The 25,084-nt window shown below is 30.5% G+C and carries 23 protein-coding genes and 2 pseudogenes; 5 read left to right on the forward strand and 20 right to left on the reverse strand.

Annotated features, from left to right (window positions below):
* The coding region (locus LBD57_RS05120; protein WP_373470281.1) for an OmpA family protein at positions 1-165 on the forward strand (165 nt) is incomplete at its 5' end.
* Between the two features lie 104 nt (positions 166-269).
* Positions 270-1,529, forward strand: coding sequence for a hypothetical protein (locus LBD57_RS05125; protein ID WP_373470260.1), 1,260 nt, complete (start codon positions 270-272; stop codon positions 1,527-1,529).
* A gap of 8 nt (positions 1,530-1,537) precedes the next feature.
* Here the strand turns inward: LBD57_RS05125 and LBD57_RS05130 are convergent, their stop codons facing one another.
* The 8 genes and pseudogenes from LBD57_RS05130 to LBD57_RS05165 all read right to left on the reverse strand — a co-directional run bounded on the left by LBD57_RS05130 (position 1,538) and on the right by LBD57_RS05165 (position 7,192).
* Positions 1,538-2,824 (reverse strand): sigma-70 family RNA polymerase sigma factor, encoded by a 1,287-nt coding sequence (locus tag LBD57_RS05130; RefSeq protein WP_373470282.1) that lies wholly within the window; start codon positions 2,822-2,824, stop codon positions 1,538-1,540.
* A 96-nt stretch (positions 2,825-2,920) separates the two neighbouring features.
* A pseudogene (locus LBD57_RS05135) lies at positions 2,921-3,256 on the reverse strand (RNA polymerase sigma factor region1.1 domain-containing protein); the annotation flags it as partial.
* Between the two features lies 1 nt (position 3,257).
* Complete coding sequence (dnaG, locus tag LBD57_RS05140) at positions 3,258-5,006, reverse strand: DNA primase (protein ID WP_373470261.1); 1,749 nt, start codon at positions 5,004-5,006, stop codon at positions 3,258-3,260.
* A gap of 1 nt (position 5,007) precedes the next feature.
* Positions 5,008-6,009, reverse strand: coding sequence for an NGG1p interacting factor NIF3 (locus LBD57_RS05145; RefSeq protein ID WP_373470262.1), 1,002 nt, complete (start codon positions 6,007-6,009; stop codon positions 5,008-5,010).
* Positions 6,010-6,024: 15 nt separating this feature from the next.
* Positions 6,025-6,237 (reverse strand): 30S ribosomal protein S21, encoded by a 213-nt coding sequence (gene rpsU / locus LBD57_RS05150; protein WP_373470263.1) that lies wholly within the window; start codon positions 6,235-6,237, stop codon positions 6,025-6,027.
* A gap of 54 nt (positions 6,238-6,291) precedes the next feature.
* Positions 6,292-6,639 carry an HIT domain-containing protein gene (locus LBD57_RS05155; protein ID WP_373470264.1) on the reverse strand — a complete coding sequence of 116 codons (348 nt, stop codon included), beginning with the start codon at positions 6,637-6,639 and terminating at the stop codon, positions 6,292-6,294.
* 116 nt (positions 6,640-6,755) lie between these two features.
* Entirely contained in the window at positions 6,756-7,004 is a 249-nt protein-coding gene (locus LBD57_RS05160) for a HigA family addiction module antitoxin (protein WP_373470265.1), read from the reverse strand.
* 2 nt (positions 7,005-7,006) lie between these two features.
* Complete coding sequence (locus LBD57_RS05165; RefSeq protein WP_373470266.1) at positions 7,007-7,192, reverse strand: type II toxin-antitoxin system RelE/ParE family toxin; 186 nt, start codon at positions 7,190-7,192, stop codon at positions 7,007-7,009.
* Positions 7,193-7,394: 202 nt separating this feature from the next.
* On the opposite strand from LBD57_RS05165, the gene LBD57_RS05170 reads away from it, so the two are divergent.
* Together LBD57_RS05170 and LBD57_RS05175 are read left to right on the forward strand one after the other, a co-directional pair.
* Positions 7,395-8,120, forward strand: a complete 726-nt coding sequence (locus tag LBD57_RS05170; RefSeq protein WP_373470267.1) for a 16S rRNA (uracil(1498)-N(3))-methyltransferase — start codon at positions 7,395-7,397, stop codon at positions 8,118-8,120.
* On the forward strand, positions 8,121-9,299 hold the full coding sequence (locus tag LBD57_RS05175) for a MiaB/RimO family radical SAM methylthiotransferase (RefSeq protein ID WP_373470268.1): 1,179 nt from the start codon (positions 8,121-8,123) through the stop codon (positions 9,297-9,299).
* 161 nt (positions 9,300-9,460) lie between these two features.
* Here LBD57_RS05175 and LBD57_RS05180 read toward each other — a convergent pair whose 3' ends face one another.
* The 12 genes from LBD57_RS05180 to LBD57_RS05235 form a co-directional block, all read right to left on the reverse strand.
* Entirely contained in the window at positions 9,461-10,624 is a 1,164-nt protein-coding gene (locus LBD57_RS05180; RefSeq protein WP_373470269.1) for a M20 family metallopeptidase, read from the reverse strand.
* Positions 10,625-10,671: 47 nt separating this feature from the next.
* The gene (gene acpS / locus LBD57_RS05185; protein WP_373470270.1) at positions 10,672-11,004 is read right to left on the reverse strand and encodes a holo-ACP synthase; all 333 of its coding nucleotides are present in this window, start codon (positions 11,002-11,004) and stop codon (positions 10,672-10,674) included.
* A 44-nt stretch (positions 11,005-11,048) separates the two neighbouring features.
* Entirely contained in the window at positions 11,049-12,878 is a 1,830-nt protein-coding gene (gene glmS / locus LBD57_RS05190) for a glutamine--fructose-6-phosphate transaminase (isomerizing) (protein WP_373470271.1), read from the reverse strand.
* Between the two features lie 156 nt (positions 12,879-13,034).
* The gene (locus tag LBD57_RS05195) at positions 13,035-13,772 is read right to left on the reverse strand and encodes a pyridoxine 5'-phosphate synthase (protein WP_373470272.1); all 738 of its coding nucleotides are present in this window, start codon (positions 13,770-13,772) and stop codon (positions 13,035-13,037) included.
* A gap of 105 nt (positions 13,773-13,877) precedes the next feature.
* Positions 13,878-15,218, reverse strand: coding sequence for a phosphoglucosamine mutase (locus LBD57_RS05200; protein WP_373470273.1), 1,341 nt, complete (start codon positions 15,216-15,218; stop codon positions 13,878-13,880).
* Between the two features lie 97 nt (positions 15,219-15,315).
* Positions 15,316-16,077 (reverse strand): diadenylate cyclase CdaA, encoded by a 762-nt coding sequence (gene cdaA / locus LBD57_RS05205; protein WP_373470274.1) that lies wholly within the window; start codon positions 16,075-16,077, stop codon positions 15,316-15,318.
* A complete protein-coding gene (gene folP, locus LBD57_RS05210) occupies positions 16,078-17,244 on the reverse strand; it encodes a dihydropteroate synthase (RefSeq protein ID WP_373470275.1) in 1,167 nt (388 codons plus the stop codon). It lies immediately after the preceding gene.
* 3 nt (positions 17,245-17,247) lie between these two features.
* Positions 17,248-17,823 (reverse strand): GTP cyclohydrolase I FolE, encoded by a 576-nt coding sequence (gene folE, locus LBD57_RS05215; RefSeq protein WP_373470276.1) that lies wholly within the window; start codon positions 17,821-17,823, stop codon positions 17,248-17,250.
* Complete coding sequence (gene ftsH, locus LBD57_RS05220) at positions 17,810-19,744, reverse strand: ATP-dependent zinc metalloprotease FtsH (RefSeq protein WP_373470277.1); 1,935 nt, start codon at positions 19,742-19,744, stop codon at positions 17,810-17,812. The genes folE and ftsH overlap by 14 nt, the downstream gene beginning before the upstream one ends.
* Positions 19,741-20,280 carry a hypoxanthine phosphoribosyltransferase gene (gene hpt / locus LBD57_RS05225; RefSeq protein WP_373470278.1) on the reverse strand — a complete coding sequence of 180 codons (540 nt, stop codon included), beginning with the start codon at positions 20,278-20,280 and terminating at the stop codon, positions 19,741-19,743. Before hpt ends, ftsH begins: the two co-directional genes overlap by 4 nt.
* A gap of 25 nt (positions 20,281-20,305) precedes the next feature.
* On the reverse strand, positions 20,306-21,277 hold the full coding sequence (gene tilS, locus LBD57_RS05230) for a tRNA lysidine(34) synthetase TilS (RefSeq protein WP_373470279.1): 972 nt from the start codon (positions 21,275-21,277) through the stop codon (positions 20,306-20,308).
* Positions 21,274-23,847 (reverse strand): phosphatidylglycerol lysyltransferase domain-containing protein, encoded by a 2,574-nt coding sequence (locus tag LBD57_RS05235; protein WP_373470280.1) that lies wholly within the window; start codon positions 23,845-23,847, stop codon positions 21,274-21,276. The genes tilS and LBD57_RS05235 overlap by 4 nt, the downstream gene beginning before the upstream one ends.
* Positions 23,848-24,422: 575 nt before the next feature.
* Here LBD57_RS05235 and LBD57_RS05240 point away from each other — a divergent pair.
* Positions 24,423-25,084 (forward strand): annotated as a pseudogene (locus LBD57_RS05240) (hypothetical protein); the annotation flags it as partial.

The raw sequence follows: 25,084 nt of genomic DNA on the forward strand, positions 1-25,084 counted from the left end.
CTAGCAAGAGCAAAAAAAGTAAAAGAATATTATGAAAGTAAGGGGATAAAAGGGAGTAGGATAAAGATAGAGTCCTATGGAGAGGATATGCTAATAGATACTAGAAATCATGAACAAGCTCATTCTATTAATAGAAGAGTCTTTACTAAAGTTATCCTGTCTTGACTCCTTTAACGAAATATAGAAAATCACTCATATAAAAGGAAGTGTTTGGGGGGGCCTAATGCTAAAGGCAGGAGGGGACTCTAATGTTCAAGTTAGGAGACAAAATGAAAAAAAGTTTATCAGCTTTAATGATAGTATTGTGTTTAGCAATTAATTCCTATACATTAGAAACAAATGAAAAAGCTAGCTCCTCAGTTGATTTTATGAAAAAAGACACTATTTCATTCAGTAGCGCATATCTTGAGGGTTGCTATACAAATAAACAACTAGCAAACTTTAATTTGGAATTTCTTAGAGCCAGTGAACGACTACTTGATTGTATTCCTGAAGGGTATTCTGGGTCTACAATGCTTAAAGGTGCCACATGGTTTTTATTGTTTATATTTAATATGGCTGGCTCAACAACGTTACACGAAATTGGCCATGGGCTTAGAGCGAAATCTTACGGGATAGATTTTATGCTTATGGAAGATATGGATGATGATAAGAGCTTTCATAAAGATGAAAACTATTTCAATTTCTTTTTCAAATCTCTTTTCAATACTAATAGGGCTGCTTGTAGCGCAGATGAGACTGAACACTTAAATTTAACAAATTATTTTGTAAACTCAGGAAAAATAGATGAATTGGATAATTTTGATATTATATTTTCTGCTGGAGGGATAAACAATAATACTTATTTAGCTGAAAAAATTAGTGATGATATACATTTTAAAAATTCTAATACTAAATTCCTTTCTTATGTTAGTTACATATGCGATTTATTGTATGGGGCTATGTATGATAAAACTGCAAAAAAATTTGGAGATGATCCTTACAATATAATTAATGATTTTAACTTAAAAGGAAGAGATGATTTTAAAAAAGGTACTATCAGTGATGCAGGTATTAAGTCCTTATTTTTAAGTGCAACTACATATTCGTTCTTTTATTCTATGTTTACAAATAAACCCATGGCCAAGCCATATGGGTTCAGACTTCCTGACGTGTTCCCTTATATAACTACAAAGGGTATGTCTTATAAAGTTGTCAGTGGATATGAAGCAAGCAAAACTCTAAATTTAATTTTTGGTTTTGAAAGTGTGTTTGGCAAAGAAGCAGCAACTGAAATTAATTTAGGACTAAACCATCAAATAAGTATATATACCTTCCCTATATCTTATAAAGGGATAGCTACTTTTGGACAAGGTTTAGACTTAGAACTTTCTTGCCTCACTCCAATATCAAAATATTTTGATATTGGGCTAGGGTGTGAAATATATTCTGTTACAAGTTTAATGGGTCAAAGACATGCTACAACAAACATGAAAGAAGGTACTGGACAAAGTAAAAATTTGTTTGCCTTCATACAATACAGATATTAACAACTAAATTAATCTAAATATTCTCTTAAAGATTTACTTCTGCTAGGATGCCTTAGTTTCCTTATAGCTTTTGCTTCTATTTGTCTTACTCTTTCCCTAGTAACACCAAACCTTTTACCAACTTCCTCTAAAGTGCTAGGATACCCAACGCCTATACCATATCTCAAACTTATAATTTCAGCTTCTCTTAGCGTTAAAGTATTTAAAACTTTCTCTAGTTCAAGTTGAAGTCTATACTGTTGAGTTTTAGCAACAGGACTTGGGCTATTTTGATCCTCTACAAAATCCTCAAGACGAGAGTCTTCTTCTTCCCCAACAGGAGTTGCAAGAGAAACCGGCTCTTGCATCATTTTTAATATCTTTCTAATTCTATCTGTAGAAAACTTTAAAGCTTTTGCATATTCTTCAATAGTAGGGTCTCTACCTATATCTTGCTGAAATTTCTTTTTAACTTTTGTAAGTTTTGAAATAAGTTCTTTCATATGGACAGGAATCCTAATAGTCCTTGCTTGATCTGCAATAGCACGGTTTATAGATTGTCTTATCCACCATGTTGCATATGTTGAAAATTTAAAACCTCTCTTCCATTCAAATTTTTCAACTGCTTTTGAAAGACCAAGATTTCCTTCTTGAATTAAATCTGACAGCTCTAAGTTACTAATTCCAACATGCTTTTTAGCAATGGAAACAACCAATCTAAAGTTTGCTTCAATAAGTTTCATTTTATCTCTATGAATAATATCTTCAAGCTCTCTAATCTTTTTATCTGTTTCTATCATTTCTTCTGTACTTATAACAAAACTTTCTTGCATATTAGATCTTTTGTCTAAAAGAAATTTTACTCTTTCTACATCTTCTATAACATCTTTTAGAGGTGATCCTGTCTGCTTTTTAAAGTCTAGTGCAGAAATTTTCCCCATTTCATAACTTTTAAACAAAGCTTTAACTTTTGATAGGGGATTTTTATATTTACGTTCAAATCTCCTTAAATCATCTTGAATTTCATTTAATTTTTGAGCTATTGTTTTAATTTTATTAATAAGCCTTTTTATTTTATCTTGGTTCAAATTAAGACCTACAATCAACTTAACAATTTCTAAACGTAGTTCTTTTATTTTATTTGAATATTTTTCTTTATCTTTAATTGAATTCTTTTCTTTTAATTTTTTTTCATAATTAATAATGCTTTTCTCGATACTATTTATCTTTTTAACAACTGTTTTAATTTTTACTCCCATTCCTCTTAGTTGAGCTTGAGATTTTCTACCTCTAGGCATGAGCTCTTTTGTCGTCATTTCTTGCTGCCCTATAAGAGTTTCCCAATTTCTTATTTCTTTTATAATAAGAGGGGATTCTAAAACTATCAATTTTAGCTTTTTTTCATTTTCTCTTATATTTTTTGCAAGTTCAACTTCTACTGTTCTTTCCAAAAGAGGAACTTTGGCCATTTCACTTAAATACATTCTAACAGGATTTATGTCTTCTTCTTCATTGGAAGTTTTGACTGATTGCTCTATAGCTTCAGCATCTTTTTGCATTTTTTCTTCTAAATCTTCTTTATTATCAACAACTTTAATGCCCAAATCATCTAAGGTTATAAAAAAACTATCTATTTTTTCTGCAACGATAGACTTTTGAGGAAGAGTATTACTGATATCTTCATAAGTAAGATAACCTTGTTTTTTACCAAAATCAATTAAATTTTTAAATGAATCTTTTTTTGTCATTTTATTTCCCTGACCCTTTTAAGAGAGCTGTCAACTTTTTATATTCATCAAACAGTCTATTATCTTTTTCTTTTTTACCTTCTGTCATAAGAAGAATTTCTTTTTCTAATAATGTTCTTCTTCTCTTAAAAATATTTAATTCAACATCCTTTAAAATAGTATTAAAAGCTTCATTTACATTACTATATTCAATACTATTTAAAGTAAGTTCTGAAAACCAACTTGCATCTTCTTGTGAAAGAGAATTTAAAATTTCTGCATCACTAAAACCTGAAAGAACAAACTCAAAAATTTTTTTACATCTATCATCACGAAAACAATCTACATTAAGTCTTTCAGCAAATTCTCTATTATTTAAAATAATATTTAACAAGTTTTCTTCTAAAGACATAGAAACTTTTTTATTTTTAAAAGTTCTTTTGTTTAAATTTGCCCTTTCTTCTTTTGCATATCCATGAAATCTTAACGCTTTTCTCTTTTTAAATTCTTTATAAACAACTGCTTCATCAACATTTATATATTGTGAAATATTTCTTATCCACTCACTTTGAACTATAGCATTTGAACTTTTGGTCACAAAGTCCAAAAGCTCTGACACAGCTTTTGCTTTAATTTCAGGCGACTTATCTGCTTTACTTCCATAAACTCTTGCAATCATAAAATCTATCGCATTTTTAGCAGTAGTATCAACAAGTTTTAAAAATGCTTCTTTCCCATACTGATTTAAATATTCATCTGCATCAACATTTTCTGGTAAAGAAGATACTTTTGTTGCCACGCCTTCTTCAACTAAAATTTCAAGAGATCTCTGAGCCGCAGTCCTACCTGCATCATCTGAATCAAAAAGTAAAACAGTATTGTCAGAATATCTTGAAATTAATTTAGCATGCTTGTGTGTAAAAGCCGTACCTAAACTAGCAACAGCTCCTACAATCCCAAACTGTTGTGTAGTAACAACATCCATATAACCTTCAAGCACAATAGCTTTTCTTTCTTTGCGTAATTGCGGCAAAGTTTGAAATAAACCATATAAATTAGATGACTTTGAATAAACTGCTGTTTCAGGAGTGTTTATATATTTTGGCTGTTGATCTGTAATAGTTCTTCCTCCAAATGCTACAACTCTGCCCTGAACATCAAAAATCGGAAAAACAATTCTTTCCGACATATATTCAAAAAAATTCCCCTTATTTGTTTTTGTTATTACACCTGCTTTAATAAGGACTTCTATTGTAAAACCCTTCTTTATAGCTGCTTGTATAAGTTGTCCTTTTGGACAAAAACCTATTTTAAACTTAACTATTGTATCACGAGTTATTCCACGCTTTACAAGATAGTCCATCGCTTTTTTAGCATTTGCACTTTCCATTAAATATCTATGATAAAATATAGCCGAATTTTCTAATATATCAAGTAGTAAAAGTTTTTTTGAAGGTTTCTCAGAATTCTGCTTTGTTTCTTGTATTGTAATATTTGCTTTTTTAGCAAGCTTTTTGACAGCTTCAAGCCAGGATATATTATCTGCAAGCATAACAAACTTAAAAACATCGCCAGAAACATTACAACCAAAGCATCTAAAAATACCTTTTTCAGGACTCACAATAAAAGAAGGTGTTTTTTCATTATGGAAAATACAACATGCTTTCCAATTATGACCAGTTCTTTTTAAATCAGGAATATACTCTCTTATTACTGATTCTATATTATTAGATAATCTTATTTTTTCAATTATATCATCAGATATAGCCATTTTATCTTCTAAATCTTCTAAAGCCTGAACATTCTACAAATTCAAGTTTTTGGTCAAATTTCTTTTCCAACTTATCAAAAAGTAAATTTAATCCTAAATTATCAGAAGAAATATGACCAGCTAAAACAATATTTAAATGATGTTTTTCGGCTTCCTTTACACCTTTTGGGCTTAAATGCATCGCAACTATAGTCCCTACCCCCGCTATTGCAAGTTTTTCAAAAGAGTCTATTGGACCTTCTGTTCCACCTGTCATATCAACAAAAACTTTTCCACATCTGGAATAATTATCTCCACTAAGAATAAACGGTGCATGACCTATTTTTATTGCATGCTGATATTCTGGTAAAGATTCAAGCATTTTAATAATTTCTTTTAAATATACCGGTCTCAAATTATCTATTTTATCTTTCAAAAATGAAGCCACATGATTATCTGCAACACTGTGAGCTGTCATAAAAGGAATATTTAATAGCTTTGCAGCATCATAAACTCTTTCATTATTTTGAGGTGAAACACTTCTATGAACCTCTTTTATCCTTTCAGAAACAATTTTTTCTGTAATATTTACAGGTATACCTTGCTTATTTAAAATATCCGTTTGCATACCTATAACACTACTAAATGTAGAATACGCATAGCCTTCTGGATGATGAGCTATAACCAAATCTATTTTAACACCAGAATTTATTAAATTTTTTGCAAGTAAAAGTTCTTGCGTTTCTATGTCTATACCAACCATAATTGTTTTAATTTCTAAATTTTCATTACCATATAAAACTCTAGAATCATAATATGGATTTGTTAAACTCTCTACATCAAAAGTTTCTTTTTTATTGGCAGGAAGAATATCATATTCTTCCTTACGTCTTAACAAATCCAACTCTACAACAGACTCGCCTCTTGGATCTGTTTTTTTACCTTCCTGAACAAATAAATTTTGTATATCTTTTAATTTCATATCTACTTTTCTAGGTAAAAAATAAAAGGGAGCACTTAACATAACTCCCTCTTTTGTTTATGCTGTTTTAAACCTCTTATTATCTTTAAGCATTTTACGACGTATTTTTCTCTTAATTTCAGCAAGTTTTTCTTTTTTTAATACACTCGGAGCCTTGTAAAATTCACGCTTTTTTATTTCTTGCATTATTCCATTTTTTTCGCATTCTCTTTTAAAACGCCTAATAGCTTCTTCTATGGATTCACCTTCGCGAACTTTAATATTTACCATTTTTTAAAAACACCACCTTTCTTAAAAAAGATTTTTTATGTAAACCCAATAACTTTAGCCTGGAGGCCAACCAAAAACTCTTCCCCCAAGAAGATGATAATGTATATGAAAAACTGTTTGTCCACCATCTACACCACAGTTATTAATAAGTCTAAAACCATTTTTCATCTCTTTAAATTGTTTACTTATTTTAGAAGCAACAATTTGTATATGTCCTAATATTTGTTCTTCTCCATAAGAAACATCACTTAAACAAACTATATGCTTTTTAGGAATAATTATTATATGAATAGGGGCTTTGGGACTTATATCTTTAAAAGCAAAAGTACCCTCATCCTCATAAACCTTATGGGATGGAATCCTCTTGCTAGCTATATTACAAAAAATACAGTTTTCTGACATCTAAAACCTAGTTTTAATATCAAATTATTTATAATATAACAATTTTTTAAATAAATAGCAAATTTTTAATATCCTAAATAGTAACTTTTATAGGTCGTATTTGGTTTAATTGTTTTTCAATTAATTTTTGCAGTTCGTAAATCATATTCCGTTTGGATTCCTATCCAAAAATCTGGACTGTTACCAAAATAGCGAGGCAATTTTAGCGCAGTGTTAGCCGTGATTTTTCTTTTTCCCTTTATACTTGCGGCAATTCTAGTCATTGGCATTTTGGTTTCTTTAGCTAATCTATATGCTGTTATTTTAAAAGGTCTCATAAATTCTTCAATTAAAATTTCTCTTGGTTCTATCATTTTTATTTCCATAATCAACTCCTCAATGATAATCTATTATTTTCAACTTCAAAAGCGTCACCATTTTTAAATCTAAAAACTACCAGCCATTGTATATTTATTCTGATTGAATAATAATCTATTCTAGTACCATAAAATTTTTCTAAACAATTTAACGGAGGAATTTTTAAATCGTCTAAATTACTTGATGAGTTAAGCATTAGAAGTTTTCATATCATGAGGTAATCTTTTGAAAATTCCTCATTCCAAATCAATTCACTTCTTTATCTTTAAATGATTTTATCATGGCTTATATTACCTCATTGCGTTAGTAATGTCAAACAACAATACTTGTAGTATTAAGAATAAAATTGAAAGAATATAGAATAAGTATGTATAATAAAAACATTAAGGGAGCTAATCATGCCACATTTTTATGTTAAGCCTGAAAATATTAATACAAATACTTTTTCTATAGAGGGAGAACAAGCTCATTATTTATTTAATGTGCGTCGCTTTAAACAAAACGATGAAATAATGCTTTTTGATGGAAAAGGGACCTCTTATAAAGTAAAAATTGACTTAATAAATAAAAATAAAATTTCTGGACATATTTTATCTTCCTCTTATAAAATGCCTGGCCCCACAATAAACCTTTATACCTGTATACCAAAAGGAGATAGATTTGAATGGCTAATAGAAAAGTGTTCTGAAATAAATGTACTTAAAATAATACCAATAAATACTAAAAGAAGTATTATTACAAGTATATCAAATAAAATAGAGCGATACGAAAAAATATCAATATCAGCAAGTTCTCAATGTGGTAGAAGTGATGTTATGAAAATAGAAAATCCTGTTGACTTTAAAACAGCTTGCATAAACGCTATTAACAACAAGGACTTTATAAACATATTAATGTGGGAGAACGAAAATGTAAATACATTAAAATCTTTAGTTCCTAAATCAAAACTTAATGGAGCAAATATTTTCATAGGACCTGAGGGTGGGTTTGAAAGCGAAGAAATTGAATTTGCTAAATCTTTAAACATTAAAACATTAACTCTTGGGGGAAATATTTTAAGAATAGAAACCGCAGCAGTGGTAGCAAGCAGTCTAATATTTCAATTTATTTACGGTATAATTTAAATGAAAAAATTTTATATTCACACCTTCGGCTGTAAAGTAAATCAATATGAATCTCAGCTCATATCTGAAAAATATAAAAAAAACAAGTTTGTGCGCGTGCAAACTCCAGAAGAAGCAGACATTATTATCTTTAATTCTTGCACAGTAACAGCCCAAGCAGACAAAGAATGTCAGTATTTTCTAAGAAAAGTTTCTAAACTTCCAAATAATCCTGAGATAATACTCACAGGTTGCATAGTAAAAAATAAAAATGTCGATATAAAGCAACCATTTAAACCTAAAAAATTTACAATTATAAAAAACAAAACAACATTATTTTCTGAACCTGAAAAGCAAACAATTACGAACTTTGACAAACGATCCCGCGCTTTTTTAAAAATACAAGATGGATGTGATAGTTTTTGTAGTTACTGTATAGTTCCATATGTTAGAAATGTTCTTTGGAGTAAACCTGAAAATGAAATTATCTCAGAAATTACAAACCTTGTAACAAATGGGTATAGAGAAATAGTCTTAACTGGAATACACATAGGGAAATTTAGTGATGGTTTATCAAACCTACTTAATAAAATAGTCCAAATACCTATAGACTTTAGAATACGAATTTCGTCAATAGAATTAAACGAGATTGACAATAAACTAATAGGTCTTATGCAAAATAATCCAGACAAGCTATGCCAACATTTGCATATTCCTTTACAATCCGGTAGTGACGAAATTTTAAAACGTATGAATAGAAAATATCTAACAAAAGATTTTGAAGAAAAAATTGAATATATAACAAATATTTTACCGAATTTAGCGTTAACTACAGATATTATTACTGGATTTCCTGGAGAAAATCAAACACATCATAAAGAAACTTACAATTTTATACAAAAAAACCCATTTGCTAGGTTACATATTTTTAGATATTCAGATAGAAAGGGCACAACATCATCATCATTTGCTAATAAAGTACCTCAAGACTTAATTAAAAGCCGCGCAAAAGATTTATCAAAAATAGATTTAGAAAAAAGAAAAAAGTTTATAACCAAAAACATAGGCAAAAAAAGAAAAATTGTAAAAATAGGACCACATAAAGTACTTACTGATAATTACATAAGTATAACAACAGACACTTCAAAACTTAGTAAAAAAATCTCTGAAATTACAGTTCCTGAAAATGCAGAAATTTAATTATATACTTATACCTGACTTGACCTTTTGGGTTCCCACAAACCACCTTTTTTATGAGTGATTTCCCCTTTTTTTCCTTAAAACGGTCAAGGCAGGTAATATATGGCATAGTAGCAACATATATATTGACAAAAACTCCTAATGTGTATAATTTAAGTGTTTTAGAGAGAGGCACTGATATTATTTAAAAATTTATCTACTGCATAAGCTATATATTTTGATGCTTTTGGAATAGCATCTTCATCAATATTAAAATTAGTATGATGCCAAGGGTTAGATGTAGCTTTATCTTTAGACGTCCCTACGTACATAAAATTTCCTGGAACAATATCTAAATATTCTGAAAAATCTTCTCCGCCCATAGAGGGTTTTGACAATATTTCAACATTATCTTTACCATAAAACTCTTCTGCTGTCTGTATACAATACTTTGTAATTTCTAAAGTGTTAATTACTGGTTTTCCTATAAAATTATATTCAACATTACACTTTACGCCATAAGATTTTTCTATACCTTTCAACTTATTTAAAATACTTTTTTTTATAAAATTTCTAGTTTTGTTATTAAAAGTCCTGACTGTCCCATGAAGAGTTACTTTTTTACATATAACATTATACGCATCTCCCCCCTCTATTTTGCCAAATGTTATAACAGAATTCTCTAGTGGGTCTAGTTCTCTTGAAATAATACCCTGTACCATATTTATAAAAACACTGCTAGCAAGTATAGCATCTTTACCTTCGTGAGGATAAGCCCCATGTGCAATTTTACCTACAATTTCTATTTTAAGCTGATCAACTCCAGCCATCATCTCATTATATTTAAAGCCAATTTTACCTGACTTTATCCACGGACTTACGTGCATTGCTAATATAAAATCGACATTTGGGGTTTTTAAAGCTCCTCCTGATATCATGCTTTTTGCACCATCTGAAAGTTCTTCACTAGGCTGAAAAATCAACCTCACATTCCCTTTTAATGCACTTCTTTTATTCTGCAACAGTTTAGCCGCACCAAGCATTATAGCCACGTGAGCATCATGACCACAAGCGTGCATAATACCTCTATTAACTGACTTGTATTTTATGTTATTTTCTTCACAGACTGGCAAAGCATCTATATCAGCTCTTAAAGCTATAGTTTTACCTTTTTGAAGACCTGAAATCGTACCGATTACACCAGTATTAGCAACACGTTTGAAAGGTATATTAAAACTTTTAAGTTTTGTTTCAATAAATTTTGCAGTATTAAATTCATTTCCGCCAAGTTCAGGATTTTCGTGAATATGCCTTCTAATGTCAATAATTTCTTTATCAAAAGTCATATTGATTCTCCCATTCTTAAGGGTTTCCTTAAATAGATTTTAAATTTTTACAAAAAAATCGCAACTGCAACTGCATATTTATTAGTATGAGATATTGATAAATTTATTTTTGCAGTTTTTTTGTCTTTAATAAAAACTTCTGGTTTTCCATATTTATCATTTATTACTTTAATATCTGTAATAGCAACTTTTTTATTACTGCCACTAAGCGCTTTCCACACTGCCTCTTTTGCAGCAAACCTAACAGCTAAATGCTGAGCAACATTTTTTTTAGAAAAAGAGTAGTCTATTTCTTCTTGCGAAAAAATACGTTTAATAATATTCAAATTTTTTAAATATTTGTTAAATCTTTTAACTTCTTCTATATCTACGCCTAACATATTTGTAAACTCCAAGTAACTATAAAATTCAGAAATTCCATTGATTATTCTACCGTTACAGACTTTGCTAAATTTCTTGGCTGATCAACATCACACCCTAAATTGACAGAAATATAATAAGCCAACAATTGTAATGGAACCACAGACATTAAAGGTGAAACAAACTCGTCTGTCTTTGGAACATAAATAACATGCTCGCTTTTAGTTGATATTTCATTATTATTTGAACTTGCTATAGCTATGATAGTTGCTCCTCTTGCCTTAGCTTCTTCTATATTAGAAATTATTTTTGCATAAACCGTACTATCTGTAGCTACAACAACTATCGGCATAGCTTCATCAATTAAAGCAATTGGACCATGTTTCATTTCGCCAGCAGCATAACCCTCTGCGTGTATATAAGAAAGTTCTTTAAGTTTTAATGCCCCCTCAAGAGCCACGGGATAATTTATATGTCTACCTAGATATAAAAAATCTTTTTTTCTATCAAAAAGTTTTGCTATTTTGTTTATCTCTGGCACATTTTTTAAAAATTCTCCTATTTTTACAGGTATCTCCCATAGTTCTTGTAAATACTTTTTTATATCTTCTTTAGGTAAAGATTCTTTTTTAGAAGCAAAATCTAAAGCAAGGATATAAAGAGCTGCAAGTTGTCCTGTAAAAGCTTTTGTTGAAGCTACTCCAATTTCTACTCCGCAATGAGTATAAACTACATGGTTAGTTTCACGACTTATGCTTGAACCTACAACATTGCAAACTGCAAGCGTTTGGCAATTTTTACTTTTTACAAGCCTTAAAGCAGCTAACGTATCTGCAGTCTCTCCAGATTGTGAAATAACTATAACTAAAGTTTTTTCATTTAGAATAGGGCTTCTGTATCTAAACTCAGAAGCAATATCTACTTCCGTAGGTATTTTTGCAAAATTTTCAAAAAAAAATTTTGATACAAGTCCAGCATGATAAGATGTTCCACAAGCAACTACATAAATATTTGAAATGTTTTTAATATCTTCTTTACTTAATTTTACTTCTTCTACGTATATTTTTCCTTCATTAGGGTAAACCCTTCCCCTCAATGTATCTTCTATGGTACGAGGCTGTTCAAAAATCTCTTTTAGCATAAAATGCTTATATCCTGCTTTTTCTGCTAAAATTGGATCCCAATGTATGGTCTTTACTTGGCGATTTTGTTCATTACCGTCTTTATCAACAACTACAATCTTATCTTTTGTTATTTTAGCTATATCACCATCTTCAAGAAAAGTCATATTTTTCGTATAAGAAAGCAAAGCTGGTATATCTGAAGCAATAAAGTTTTCTTCTTGCCCAATACCAATTATTAAAGGAGCATCTTGCCTTGCACAAATTATTGTGCCTGGATCATCTTTACATATTACAGCTAAAGCATAAGAACCTTTGATCTCCCTTAAAGACCTTTTTACAGCATCAAACAGGTCGTTCTTATAATATTTCTTTATAAGATGCGCTATAACTTCCGTATCTGTCTGTGACTTAAAATCTTTTAAGTTTTCTTTTAATTGGTTTTTTAAATCTGCATAATTTTCAATTATTCCATTATGTACAATAACAATACTATTAGTAGCATCTGTATGTGGATGCGCGTTATTTTCAGAGGGTTTTCCATGTGTTGCCCAACGGGTATGCCCTATAGCAATATTTGAACTAATGGGATTTTTTTTTATATTCTCTGTCAAATTGCAAAGTTTGCCAACACTTCTTCTGGTATGTAGTAAATTATCACAAACTACAGCTATACCTGCTGAATCATAGCCTCTATACTCTAATTTCCTTAAACCTTTTAGTACAATTTCAACAGCGTCTTTTTTACCAATATAACCAACTATCCCACACATAAATTATCCTTTGGTCTCTTTAAAAACTTTAATGCGTATCCTTAGTGTGCCATTTTTGACACTGTTACGTTAAAAGCCTGTGCTCATTTCACGATAAGCTCTGCATTTTTTGTATTGCTTTGTCAAAAATTCAAAACACTATATGCATTAGGGTTTTTAAAGAGACCCTTTTATAAGTTCTTTCATATCTTTTACCGCGGCTCTAAGACCAGTAAAAATACTCTTTGCAATAATTGAAAAACCTATATTAAACTCTTTTATGTTTGGAACTTTGCACATATGCTTTACATTATCATAATCTAATCCATGACCAGCATTTAATAAAAGTTTTCTTTTTGCAACCTCTTGCGAAACTTTTAAAATCTTTTCAAATTCCTCTTTGAACTTTAAAGAATTTCTTCCATTTTCCTTATAAAATTCTGCATATCTGCCAGTATGGATTTCTACAGCATCTGCCCCTATTTGACTACAAGCTAAGACTTGGTCTGTGTCAGCTTCAACAAACATACTGACTATTATTCCTACCTTTTTTAACCTCTCCACACAACTTGCAAGACTTTTTTTATTCTTTTTAACATCTAAGCCGCCTTCTGTTGTAAGTTCCTGCCTTTTTTCTGGAACTATGCAAACAAAATGCGGTTTCACATCTAAAGCTATTTCAACTATCTCGTCTGTAGCAGCCATTTCAAGATTTAACTTTGTTTTGATAGACTTTTTTAAATCATAAACATCTTTATCTTGAATATGCCTTCTATCTTCTCTTAAATGCACCGTTATACTGTCTGCGCCAGCCTTTTCACATATCAATGCAGCGTCAACAATAGATGGCACATCACCTCTTCTTGCTTGTCTTATCGTAGCTATATGGTCTATATTTACACCTAATTTTATCATTAAATCCTCTTTTTTTCTATCAACTGCCAACTTGGTCTGTCTAAAACCCCTTATATTTTTTGTATTGCTTTGTCAAAAATGCAAAACATTATATGCATTAGGGCTTTAGATAGACCTAACTTCTTTACAGATATTAGTAACTAAACTTTCTGCAAGCTTTTTGATTTTCTCTAAATTTTTCCCTTCAACCATAACTCTTAAGAGATTTTCTGTACCGGAATATCTGGCAAGAATACGACCATCTTTATCTAATAATTTCTCATACTCTTTTATTAACTTATAAGATTTTGGAAGTTGCTCTATAGGTATTCTCTTTTCAACTCTATTGTTTATAAGCACTTGTGGAAATTTTTCAAGACCTTCCATAAATTCAGACATTGTTTTCCCAGACTCACACAATGCTCCAAGTAACATAATAGAGCTAAGAATTCCATCTCCTGTGGCTAAAATGTCCTTAAAAATAAAATGCCCTGACTGTTCTCCACCTAATGAAGAGTTATATTTCTCCATATCTTCAATAACATACCTATCTCCAACTTTAGATAAAACAATATTGATTTTTTCACTTTCCATAGCATGCACAAGCCCCAAATTTGCCATAACTGTAGAAACCAAAGTATTATTCTTTAATTTATTATTACTTTTTAGCCATTTTGCCATTGCAAAAAGAAAATAGTCTCCGTCTTTGATTATTCCTTTTTCATCCACACATACAAGCCTATCAGAATCTCCATCAAAAGCAAAGCCACAAAAAGCATTGTGTTTTTTTACGTGTTCTGCTACAACTTTTGGATACAAAGCTCCGCAATTAAAGTTAATATTTTTTCCATTTGGTCTGGTATTTAAAGCAATAACTTTTGCTCCAAGTTTTCTTAACACATAAGGCACAATTTTATAAGCTGACCCGTTTGCACAATCAACAACTATAGTTTTTCCTTTTAGAGACTTACCTATAAAATTTTTTATTAAAAAATCTTCATAAAATTTTATAAGAGTTAGATCTTCTTTGATAGAGAACTTGGTATTTGCAATAACAGCTTTTAAATCTAAATACTTCTTTATTTTATGCTCTATTTTCTCTTCAACGCTGTCAGCAAGCTTAAATCCTTTTGAGTTAAAAATCTTCAAACCATTATCAATATAAGGGTTATGGCTTGCAGATATCACAATTGCTGCAGAATAATCACCATTTTTAACAAGTAAAGAAGCTGCAGCCGTAGGCATAACCCCACTAAAAACAGGCTTTACATCCATTTTGAGCATACCTTTTGCAAGTTCTTTCTGTATTTTTTTTCCAGATTCTCTTGTGTCTCTAATTATTAGAATATTTTTTTTATTCCCTAAAACTTCTGCAATCGCCATTCCAATTATATTAAGAGTGTTTTGGTCGAATGGAAAATTTGAACTATTACCTCTTATACCATCTGTACCAAATAATTTTTTCATACGTACCACGCATATAACCAAACAAAAAAAGCAAGAACTATAGCCAACAATTTTAACTGCCAATTCTTTTTTATTTTGCTGTAAATTTTTTTCATCGTTACTTTAGTACCTTACCATTTGATTTTATTATTTCCTTAAGTCTTGAAGCAGAAACATTTCCATGCAATTTACCATTATAAGCCACAGAAATCTTACCGGTTTCTTCTGAAACTACAATTACCAAAGCATCTGTAACTTCGCTTAATCCAAGTGCTGCTCTGTGCCTTGTGCCAAAAAGTTTAAAATTAGTTTCATGACTTAACGGGAGCAAGCAGCCTGCAGCCATAATTTTTCTGTTAAAAATAACCACTGCTCCGTCATGTAAAGGAGCAGACTTGTTCTTAAATATTGATAGTAAAAGCTCCTTTGAAATATTAGCATCTAAGACTATTCCCGTTTCCATAAAATTTTTTAACCCAACTTCATTCTCAAGTGCAATAAGTCCCCCCATGATAGATTTACTTAAATCTTCTACAGCTTCGACAATTTCTGTTACATAAGAATCCTCAATTTTGGATTTTGAACTCCAAAGTTGACTACCTATTTGAGCTAAAACATTTCGGATTTCATTTTGAAATATCACAGCAAATATAATAACTGCCGCAAGCCAAAAATTTTCTAATAACCAAGATAAAGCTTTAAGGTGAAAAACATCTCTTGCTACTATAGTAAGTCCTAAAATAAACAAAATACCTATAACAATCTGGATAGCTCTTGTACCTTTAATGATTAAAATAAGTCTATAAAATATTAAAGCAAGTATAAGGATATCTAAAATATTAACTATGTAAACGTTGTAAATATACGACATTGCCCTCATTTAAACTCCCTTAAAAGCCTGAATCATTTTCAACACGTTGACAGTTTCTTTTACATCATGTACTCTTAAAATATCTGCACCACAAAAAGCTGTAAGAAAATTTGCCACTACAAAAGATGTCTTGTCTTCTCCTGACAAAGCCTTTACGAATCTTTTCCTCGATACTGCCCCAACAACCGCTCCAAGCGATGAAAAAGTTCTTATATTTTTTATTAATTCTAAATTGTGTTCAACAGTTTTGCCAAAACCGGCGCCTGGATCTACGGATATACACTCTTCTTGTACACCAAAATTTAACGCATAATTTTTTCTATCTAAAAGAAATTTAAAAACCTCACATGTACAATCTTTGTATTTAGGTGACTTTTGCATATTTTTAGGCAATCCCTTCATATGCATTAATATTAAACCAGCTTTTACATTAGCAATAAGCTTTGCTAACTTTTCTTTTCCTACTCTTAAAGCAAAAATATCATTAATAATATCTGCCCCTTCATCCAAAGCGGCTTTCGCTGTCTCGTACTTATACGTATCTATAGAAATTGGAATTTTAAGTTTCTTTTTTATTTTTTTTAAAGCAGGTATTAACCTTTTTATCTCTGTCTTTGCATCTACAAAATTTGAACCGGGTCTAGACGATTCTGCTCCAATATCTATTATCCCAGCCCCACATTCTTCAAACTCCAAAGCTTGTCCTTGAGCTTTATCTGGACATGTAAGCCCATCTCCTGAAAAAGAATCTGGATCCATATTTACAATACCCATAACAATTGGACACGAAAAATCCAGAGACTTATCTCTACATTTGAAAACTTTTTTATTGTTAATTAGTTGTTTAAAATTAAGTGCAACTTCTTTTAATCCAAACGGTTGCATTTTTAGTTTATCAAAAAGTTTTAAAATTTGAGTAAGATTTGCAAACAAAACTATATCTGAAAAACCTTTTTTAAACCTACTAACATCTTGACTTACAGAAACATCTGCTCCAACTGAAATTGCTTCTTGTTTTAATATATTTGCAGCTCTATTATCTATTTGTTCTATAATAACAGGAAAATTTATACCCTTTTGAGCAAGATATTCGTGAACAATACTGCTACTTCCCGTTTTTTTTGTAAGCTCTAAAGCATCTTTTAAATTATTTATAATGGCTTTTCTTACTATCACTTTTTATTTCCCTAATAAAGACATTGCCTCTTTCCTTGCTTTTTCATCTTCTGAAAATTTACCTCGGACGGATTGAGTAATAACAAGTGACCCTGTCTTTTTTATGCCACGCATTGTCATACACAAATGCTCAGCCTCAACAATAACCATGACACCATGAGGTTTTAATAATTGCATAACAGTATCAGATATTTGTTTGGTAAATCTTTCTTGTAATTGAAGTCTGTTTGCAAAAATTTCTATGAGCCCTATTAATTTTGAAATCCCTACAATTTTATCTTTTTGGGGGATATAAGCCATATGTACTTTCCCAAAAAAAGGAAGTAGGTGATGCTCGCAAAGAGAGTAAAAAGAAACATCCTTTATTAACACTATCTCTTCGTGCTCTTCGCTAGAGTACGAAATTGGAACTAGATCCAAAGAATCTATACTATTCCCAGACAGAACTTCTTTATAAAACTCTACAACTCTTTCTGGAGTACGTTTTATACCGTCCCTGTTTAAATCTTCTCCAAAAGATTCAAGTAAAAGTTTTATCGCTTCTTTTGCTTTTATCTCATCAAAATTAAACTTTTTCACTTTGTATATTTCCGCCTAAAATTTCTTTTTTTATTACATCTTTATCTAACAAAACATCTAAAGTTTCTGATGTACCATTTTTATCTTCCTTAACATTTTTTTCTTCTGTTATGGGAGTCAACTGTTCTCCTTTTATAATTTTATCTATGTCTTGACCAGTTAAGTTTTCCCTTTCTAAAAGATAATCTACAATTTTATTTAAAGTAATCATGTTCTCTTTTATAAGAGTTCCTGCTTTTTCTTTTGCACCATCTATAATATTTTTAATTTCTTCATCTACAATTTCAGAAGTTTTTCCTGAATGTCTATCCGAGTTTGAAATATCTCTTCCTAAAAATACTTCTTGGTTTGGTTTTTGAAGAGATATTGTCCCTACTTTATCACTCATACCAAACTCAGTAACCATTCTAGTAGCAATTTCTGTAGCTTTAGCTATATCGTTTTGAGCTCCCGTAGTAATTTCAGAGAACACAACCTCTTCTGCAACGCGACCTCCAAACAATATTGAAAGCCTGTCTAAAAGTTCTGTTTTTGAAGTTAGATATTTGTCTTGTTCTGGTAGTTGAAGAGTGTACCCCAAAGCAGGACCTCTTGGCACTATAGAAACTTTATGTACTGGATCGGCAGAAGGAAGAAGTTTTGCAACAAGAGCGTGCCCTGCCTCGTGATATGCAGTAATTTTTTTTTCTTTATCAGACATCAAACGTGACTTTCTTTGTGGACCAGCAATTATTCTATCTATTGCCTCTTCCATATTCTTCATGCTTACACTCTTTTGCCCATGCCTTGCAGCTAAAAGTGCTGCTTCATTTACAAGATTTGCAAGGTCAGCTCCAACAAAACCAGGCGTTCTTCTTGCTATAACATTTAAATTTACATCATCACCTAATGCAACTTTTCTTGAATGTACAGCTAATATTTCTTCTCTATCTTTTAGATCAGGACTTGGTACTACAACTTGTCTATCAAATCTCCCAGGTCTAAGCAATGCTGGATCTAAAACATCTGGTCTATTAGTTGCTGCAATTAAAATAACACCTTCCTTAGTATCAAAACCATCCATTTCCACAAGGAGTTGATTTAAAGTTTGTTCCCTCTCATCATGCCCACCACCAATACCAGCAAATCTATGCCTTCCAACAGCATCAATTTCATCTACAAAAAGTAAACAGGGGGCAGATTTTCTACCTTTATCAAATAAGTCTCTGACTCTAGAAGCGCCAACTCCAACAAACATTTCAACAAACTCTGAACCGCTAGAAGAAAAAAATGGAACTCCTGCTTCACCAGCAACTGCTTTTGCAAGCAAAGTTTTACCTGTCCCTGGAGAACCAAAAAGCAGAACTCCTTTTGGAATCTTTCCACCTAATTTTTGAAATTTCGCAGGATCTTTTAAAAATTCTATTATTTCTTGTAACTCTTCTTTAGCCTCATTACAACCAGCAACATCTTTAAAAGTAACTTTTGTTGCAGCATTATTGCCTGCTAGTTTAGCTTTTGCCTTGCCAAAAGACATGGCCTGCTTGCTACCACCAGCCATACCCTTCATCATCCAAAGCCAAAATAAAATCAAAAGAATTATAGGACCCCAATTAAGCAAAATTGGCGCAAGCCAACCATTTCTTTGCGCAGAAGAAAATTCCAAAACGTTATTATCTTCCATATCCTTTATTAAGTTAGGATCGTCCATAGGTATTGTTTTAAACTTTTTTAGAACACCATCTGTGTCCCTAAATTGTCCTCTTATAAAATCTGGAGAAACAACTACCTTAGATACACTTTTAGCCTTTATATATTGCTTAAATTGAGAATACTCTAAATCTACTTCTTGCCCTCTTTGCTTTGACGAATTTATGAGCATAAAAACAATTATAAAAAGCATTATCCAAAAAAATACAAACCACGGATTTTTCTTTTTCATTTATTAAACTCCTTTATTCTCCCTACGTATGGCAACTGCCTAAAAAATCCGCTATAGTCTAAGCCATAACCTACAATAAAATCATTGCCAATTTCAAAACAGCTATAATCTATGGGAACATCTTTTTGACGAGCACATTTTTTATCAAGAAAAACGCAAGTTTTTATACTTTTAGGTTTGTTTGCAGATATTTTACCTATCAAAAAATCTAAAGTTACGCCGCTATCAGCAATATCTTCCACTATCAAAACGTCTTTACCTCTTGATTCCTCTTTAAAATCAGAAATTACTTTCACTCTTCCCGATGACTGTCCTCCAGAATAAGAACTAACACGTATAAAATCAATAGCGCACCTAACATCTAAGTTACGTACCAAATCCGCACAAAAGATAAAACTGCCGTTTAAAACTGCAACTACAACAAGATCTTTATTTTCATAGTCCTTAGATATTTGAGAAGATATCGCAAAAATCCTCTTTTGTATTTGTCTTTCTGGAAAAAGAATTTCTACTGTATAATTTTCTTTGTTAATCATCACTTTTATCCCTTTAGGATCTGCCTTAAAAACCCTTTAAAAAATACGCGTTTGTTTCTTTTATCTTAAAAACCCAATCAGCAGACAATCTATACACAGATTTGTCTAAAGACAAAATTTTATACATTATTAAATTTATGCACAAGTTGTTATCTTTTTTTTGAGGTAAAATATCTCGTAAAATCCTAAATCTAATTGCCTCATTATATCGCAAAAACATTGTTAAATCAAGCAAAATTTGATTTTTGCGAAATTTTACACATTTTTTTAAAAATTTAGCTGAAACTATATTTAAATAGTGATTTTCTCTAGTTTGTATACAACTCAAAGAAAATATATGTTCAACTGCCATTGAATTAATTTTCTCGCAAGCAGGAATAAGCGAATGTCTTATTTTATTTCTTGTATAGATATCTGTAAAATTCGAGCTGTCTGTACAAAATGGTAATTGATGCTTTTTTACATAATGTTCAATAAAATCCCTCTTAATTGGAAGAAGCGGACGAATTATTACAACATTTTTAGAAAGACCTCTTTCTTGAGGTATGCCTGAAAAATTTCCACTGCCTCTAAGTAACCACATTAAAACAGTTTCTGCATTGTCGTTTGCATTATGGGCTGTTGAAATTTTATTAAAATTATATTTTTCTGCTATTTTATGCAAACTGGCATATCTTAAATCGCGACCTGCAGTTTCTATAGAGACATTATTACTCTTAGAGTACCCCTCTACATCAATTGACTCTAGAATACAATCTATATTCAATTTTTCTGAAAAATTTTTAACTATTAAAGCCTCTTTTTTAGATTCTTTTCTTAAATTATGATTAAAGTTTACGCTTAACAAATCAATATTTATTTTCTTTTTAAGGCGCCAAAACATATGCAGCATACACATAGAATCCATTCCACCAGACACAGCCAAAACTATCCTATTTCTAGCACAAACAAATCTATTGTGAGTAACATTTTTATAAAATAACTCCCAAGCTTTCATTTACTTAAAAACCTTTTAAAGAAAAACTTTGCTTGTACGTGTTTTGATGGATAAATAAGCATTGTAAAATTTTTAATAAAAGCTAGTATATACTTGTCAGGATGAATAGCTATATATTTATTGTGCCATAGAGGACAAAGCTTGTCTTTAAAACTTTTTAAAAGTTCTAAGTTATAATTAAAGTGTTCTGCAAACATAAACATTTTTGCAAAATATTTTACTACTTCTTCCTGAGAACCTGCTTCAAAAGAATAAGCAAATCCCAAATCAAACCACGTGTATCCATTGTTTTTGGCCCACAAAATATTTTTAAAAATTATGTAAGAAAAAATATCCTCTTGAAAAGATAAATATCTAACAACACCTGAAGAAATTTCATGTTTGCTGTTTGTCTTTTCTAACACAGAAAAAGCATATAATTTACCGTCTTTTTCTACAACACTGAAATCCATATCTTTCATATACGTAGGCTCATAATTGCCCGGTATGAAGTTTATTGGAATAAAGTTTGTAGCCTTTCTCCATTCTTTATCTATATCTGCAAACACTTCTTTATACTCATAAAATTGTTCAGAATTTAAAATTTTATATTTAAAACCTAAATTTTCTATATTTTCTTCCAATTCACAAAAATTTTTAAAATGTTGGTCTTTTTCATCAAATATCCTTAATTGAATTTTTGCTTCTTGCCCAATATTAAAAATATCCAGTCCTATGTCATCATATATTTGCACATATTTATGATCTATGCCTATAAAAGCAGGCTTTACAGATGCATTATCAGCAAGTTCCTTAAATTGCCACAAAAGCTCATTTTTATGAGCTCTATTGCCTACAGGATCACCTAAAGCAATCCAACTATTTCCAGATTTACCATACATTATAAAAGCATCTTTTTGCTCGTTAACTATATAATTTTTATCTTTAGATAAAGCATTTAGAGAATACACAGAATCTGAAGAGTATACTATTCTTTCTATATCCCTTTTTGTAAACAATATGGGGGTTCTAAAAAAGTTTCTGGAAATTTGCTCTAAAATCACTATTCCTATTATAATGCCCATACCAAAACTTGCTCTTAAAAATCTTGCAGCATCTGTTGTACTTATTAAAAGATTTCTAAAAAATATATCTAAGTGAATCCAAGAGAAAATATCCTGCTTATTTATAAAAAAACCTATCCAAACTGAAAGAACAAAAACGCCTCCAACTGCACTAAACCACCAATTACTGAAAGCAGTATTAAATATAGAAATGTCTCTATAAAAATACTGTTTTGAAGATGCAAGAGCTATAAACAAAACAACAAAACACACAAGGACTAAAAGAGACTCTCCTGCAATAAGTATTAAAATAATTGCAGATACTATTAAAGCACACGCTATAGACCAAGCTTTTTTAATTCTAAGTTGTAAGCCTCTAGAAACAAAAAGCAAAACAATTGATGTGACGCTAAGCAAAAAGTGAGATAAATCCGTAAACCAGGATGGTAATAAATTAATAATAAACTTTAACTGTGCAACATCAAAAGGAGTTGCCGTAGAAAACATTGAAACCATACCAGCAACAAATGAAGATAAGGCAAGTACTTGCACTATAACAGAAGATATTGTTTTGCCAAATATCCTTGTCCTATCTTGAAACTTTTTAGTAAGTACCATCAATTCAAAAGAACCTAAAAGTATAAGAGCTATAAGTAAAGGAAAAAAATAAAATATTGCCCTGTACGCAAGAAGCGCACCTATAACACCAGGGTTACTAGCAGCTTGAGGCATTAGCAAAGTAATTGAAGTTTCAAAAATCCCCATTCCTCCTGGTACCTGACTTACAATTACAGCAAATTGTGTAACAAGAAAGACTTTCAGCAAAACAAAGTATGAAACAAAACCATCAGGCATTAAAACATATAAAGTTAGAGACGCCACTAACCAATCCAAAGTTGCTAGTAAAATTTGCCAAAGCACTATTTTGATATTAGGGAACGTTATTGTCCATTTAAATATTTTTATAGGTCTAGAATGTAAAGTGCTTAAAAATATGTATAAAAATAAAATTAAAATTGAAAAAAGACCTATTGTTTTTGTAGACAAACCTACATTTAATACACTTTCTAAAGACACTGGCGCAAAAGTAAAAATAAATCCACCAACTGCAAGTAGCCCAAGCCATATCGTTGCCGAAGAAAATATAAGAACCTTAGTAATATCAACCATTGAAACATTGTACAACGAATAAAGTCTGTATCTTATTGAACCGCCAAAAAGCATTGAATAGCCTGTATTATTTGCTAAAACATTACTTATAAAGCATGTAAATAGAATATCTTTAGGTTTTAAAGAAACTTTTGAGTTTATATACTTAAAAGCAACTATATCATAACCACCTAAAATAAAATAATACGACAATGCAAGCGACATAGCTAAAAATATTTTAAAAAAAGGGATGGCTTTTAAAGCATTGATTATATCTGTATAACTTAAATTCTTTAGTTGATTATGTAGAAGTATTAACGCTCCAACAAAAATTAAAAAGCCTATTGGCAAAAGAAAAAACTTTACCCAATTTTTCACTTTATATATCCTTGATTTTAATTTACTCGATTAAACTGCTGAATTTTAGGTATTAAAAATTTTATAATATATAATGAAAAAAAGAAAGCGCTTATTTAGATTTTTACATTTTAAATGAGCACTTTTATTATAAGTTTGTTTAAAATAACAATATCATAAGCTCTATACCCTCCATTATCAAGTTTTTGCTGAAAGCTTACTATTTGTCTCTGATGTTCAGTAATATCGTAATATACATCACCTATTTTTGAATCATTTTTTCTATAATGTCCTTTTAGTGTTAGATATTTAATAACTTCTGAATTTCTATCCTCTTCTGATATTATAAATATTTACTAAAATCTCTTCACTAGTTCTTTGAATAATACTATTATTCAAAACTGTATTCTTTTTTGCCACATCTTCTGAACTTACTGTAACCATCTTTACTGTCTATGTCCATTTCCATTATGTAAAATTTTTGGGAGTTTATTGTACAAAAAGTATATTTAATTAATTTTTTGTACAATAATATAATTCCAAAAAAGGGTTTATCGTGAAAAAGTTATATTAAAAGCTAAAGAAATAAAGAAAGCAAAAGAATAAAAAGCGGTCACAAATGGGCTTTTTCAAATGAAATTAAACAAACAGAAGGCAACATCCAAACAGGAGAAATTGTTGCTTTACATGACAGTACTTTAAACTTTATAGGATTAGGATTTTATAATCCTAATCCTATAATAGCATTTAGACTTATTACAGATAAACAAGAAGATATAAATGTATCTTTTTGGGAACAACGAATAGAAAAAGCAAAACTTCTAAGAGAATTTGCTTATCCTGACGAACAATCTTATAGAGTAGTTTTTGGAGAGTCAGATGGTTTACCAGGAGTCATTTTAGACAAATATGAGGACTATATTTGTGGGCACTTTGTATTCTCTGGAGCTGACAAATATAAAGATGACATTTTAGAAGCAACAAAAAATATTTTTAAACCAAAAGGTATTTTTTTAAAAAATGACACGTACTTTAGAAAACTTAAAAATTTAAATCTTCAAAATATAATGTACTATGGCAACATACCAGAAAATATTGTAATTTGGGGAAATAAAATAAATTTCTATGTTGACTTAAAACCTGACTTGAGCATTAGGGTTCCCCTAATCCATCTTTTTATGAGTGCTTTTTCCTTTTTTTCCTTAAAGCGGTCAAGTCAGGTTTTAATTTTGTCAGTTGAACAAAGAAAAGCTTGTGT

The organism is Candidatus Endomicrobiellum cubanum, assembly GCF_031278955.1.
Taxonomy (GTDB): Bacteria; Elusimicrobiota; Endomicrobiia; order Endomicrobiales; family Endomicrobiaceae; genus Endomicrobiellum; species Endomicrobiellum cubanum.

Excerpts from the sequence above, each read along its gene's own strand:
- LBD57_RS05125 (WP_373470260.1), top strand. The coding sequence starts at position 270 with ATGAAAAAAAGTTTATCAGCTTTAATGATAGTATTGTGTTTAGCAATT.
- acpS (WP_373470270.1), bottom strand. The coding sequence starts at position 11,004 with ATGTTAGGCGTAGATATAGAAGAAGTTAAAAGATTTAACAAATATTTA.
- LBD57_RS05180 (WP_373470269.1), bottom strand. The coding sequence starts at position 10,624 with ATGACTTTTGATAAAGAAATTATTGACATTAGAAGGCATATTCACGAA.
- ftsH (WP_373470277.1), bottom strand. The coding sequence starts at position 19,744 with ATGAAAAAGAAAAATCCGTGGTTTGTATTTTTTTGGATAATGCTTTTT.
- hpt (WP_373470278.1), bottom strand. The coding sequence starts at position 20,280 with ATGATTAACAAAGAAAATTATACAGTAGAAATTCTTTTTCCAGAAAGA.
- tilS (WP_373470279.1), bottom strand. The coding sequence starts at position 21,277 with ATGAAAGCTTGGGAGTTATTTTATAAAAATGTTACTCACAATAGATTT.
- LBD57_RS05200 (WP_373470273.1), bottom strand. The coding sequence starts at position 15,218 with ATGAAAAAATTATTTGGTACAGATGGTATAAGAGGTAATAGTTCAAAT.
- LBD57_RS05175 (WP_373470268.1), top strand. The coding sequence starts at position 8,121 with ATGAAAAAATTTTATATTCACACCTTCGGCTGTAAAGTAAATCAATAT.
- LBD57_RS05130 (WP_373470282.1), bottom strand. The coding sequence starts at position 2,824 with ATGACGACAAAAGAGCTCATGCCTAGAGGTAGAAAATCTCAAGCTCAA.
- cdaA (WP_373470274.1), bottom strand. The coding sequence starts at position 16,077 with ATGAGGGCAATGTCGTATATTTACAACGTTTACATAGTTAATATTTTA.
- LBD57_RS05195 (WP_373470272.1), bottom strand. The coding sequence starts at position 13,772 with ATGATAAAATTAGGTGTAAATATAGACCATATAGCTACGATAAGACAA.
- glmS (WP_373470271.1), bottom strand. The coding sequence starts at position 12,878 with ATGTGTGGGATAGTTGGTTATATTGGTAAAAAAGACGCTGTTGAAATT.
- LBD57_RS05160 (WP_373470265.1), bottom strand. The coding sequence starts at position 7,004 with ATGGAAATAAAAATGATAGAACCAAGAGAAATTTTAATTGAAGAATTT.
- LBD57_RS05145 (WP_373470262.1), bottom strand. The coding sequence starts at position 6,009 with ATGTTAAGTGCTCCCTTTTATTTTTTACCTAGAAAAGTAGATATGAAA.
- LBD57_RS05155 (WP_373470264.1), bottom strand. The coding sequence starts at position 6,639 with ATGTCAGAAAACTGTATTTTTTGTAATATAGCTAGCAAGAGGATTCCA.
- LBD57_RS05170 (WP_373470267.1), top strand. The coding sequence starts at position 7,395 with ATGCCACATTTTTATGTTAAGCCTGAAAATATTAATACAAATACTTTT.
- rpsU (WP_373470263.1), bottom strand. The coding sequence starts at position 6,237 with ATGGTAAATATTAAAGTTCGCGAAGGTGAATCCATAGAAGAAGCTATT.
- dnaG (WP_373470261.1), bottom strand. The coding sequence starts at position 5,006 with ATGGCTATATCTGATGATATAATTGAAAAAATAAGATTATCTAATAAT.
- LBD57_RS05165 (WP_373470266.1), bottom strand. The coding sequence starts at position 7,192 with ATGCTTAACTCATCAAGTAATTTAGACGATTTAAAAATTCCTCCGTTA.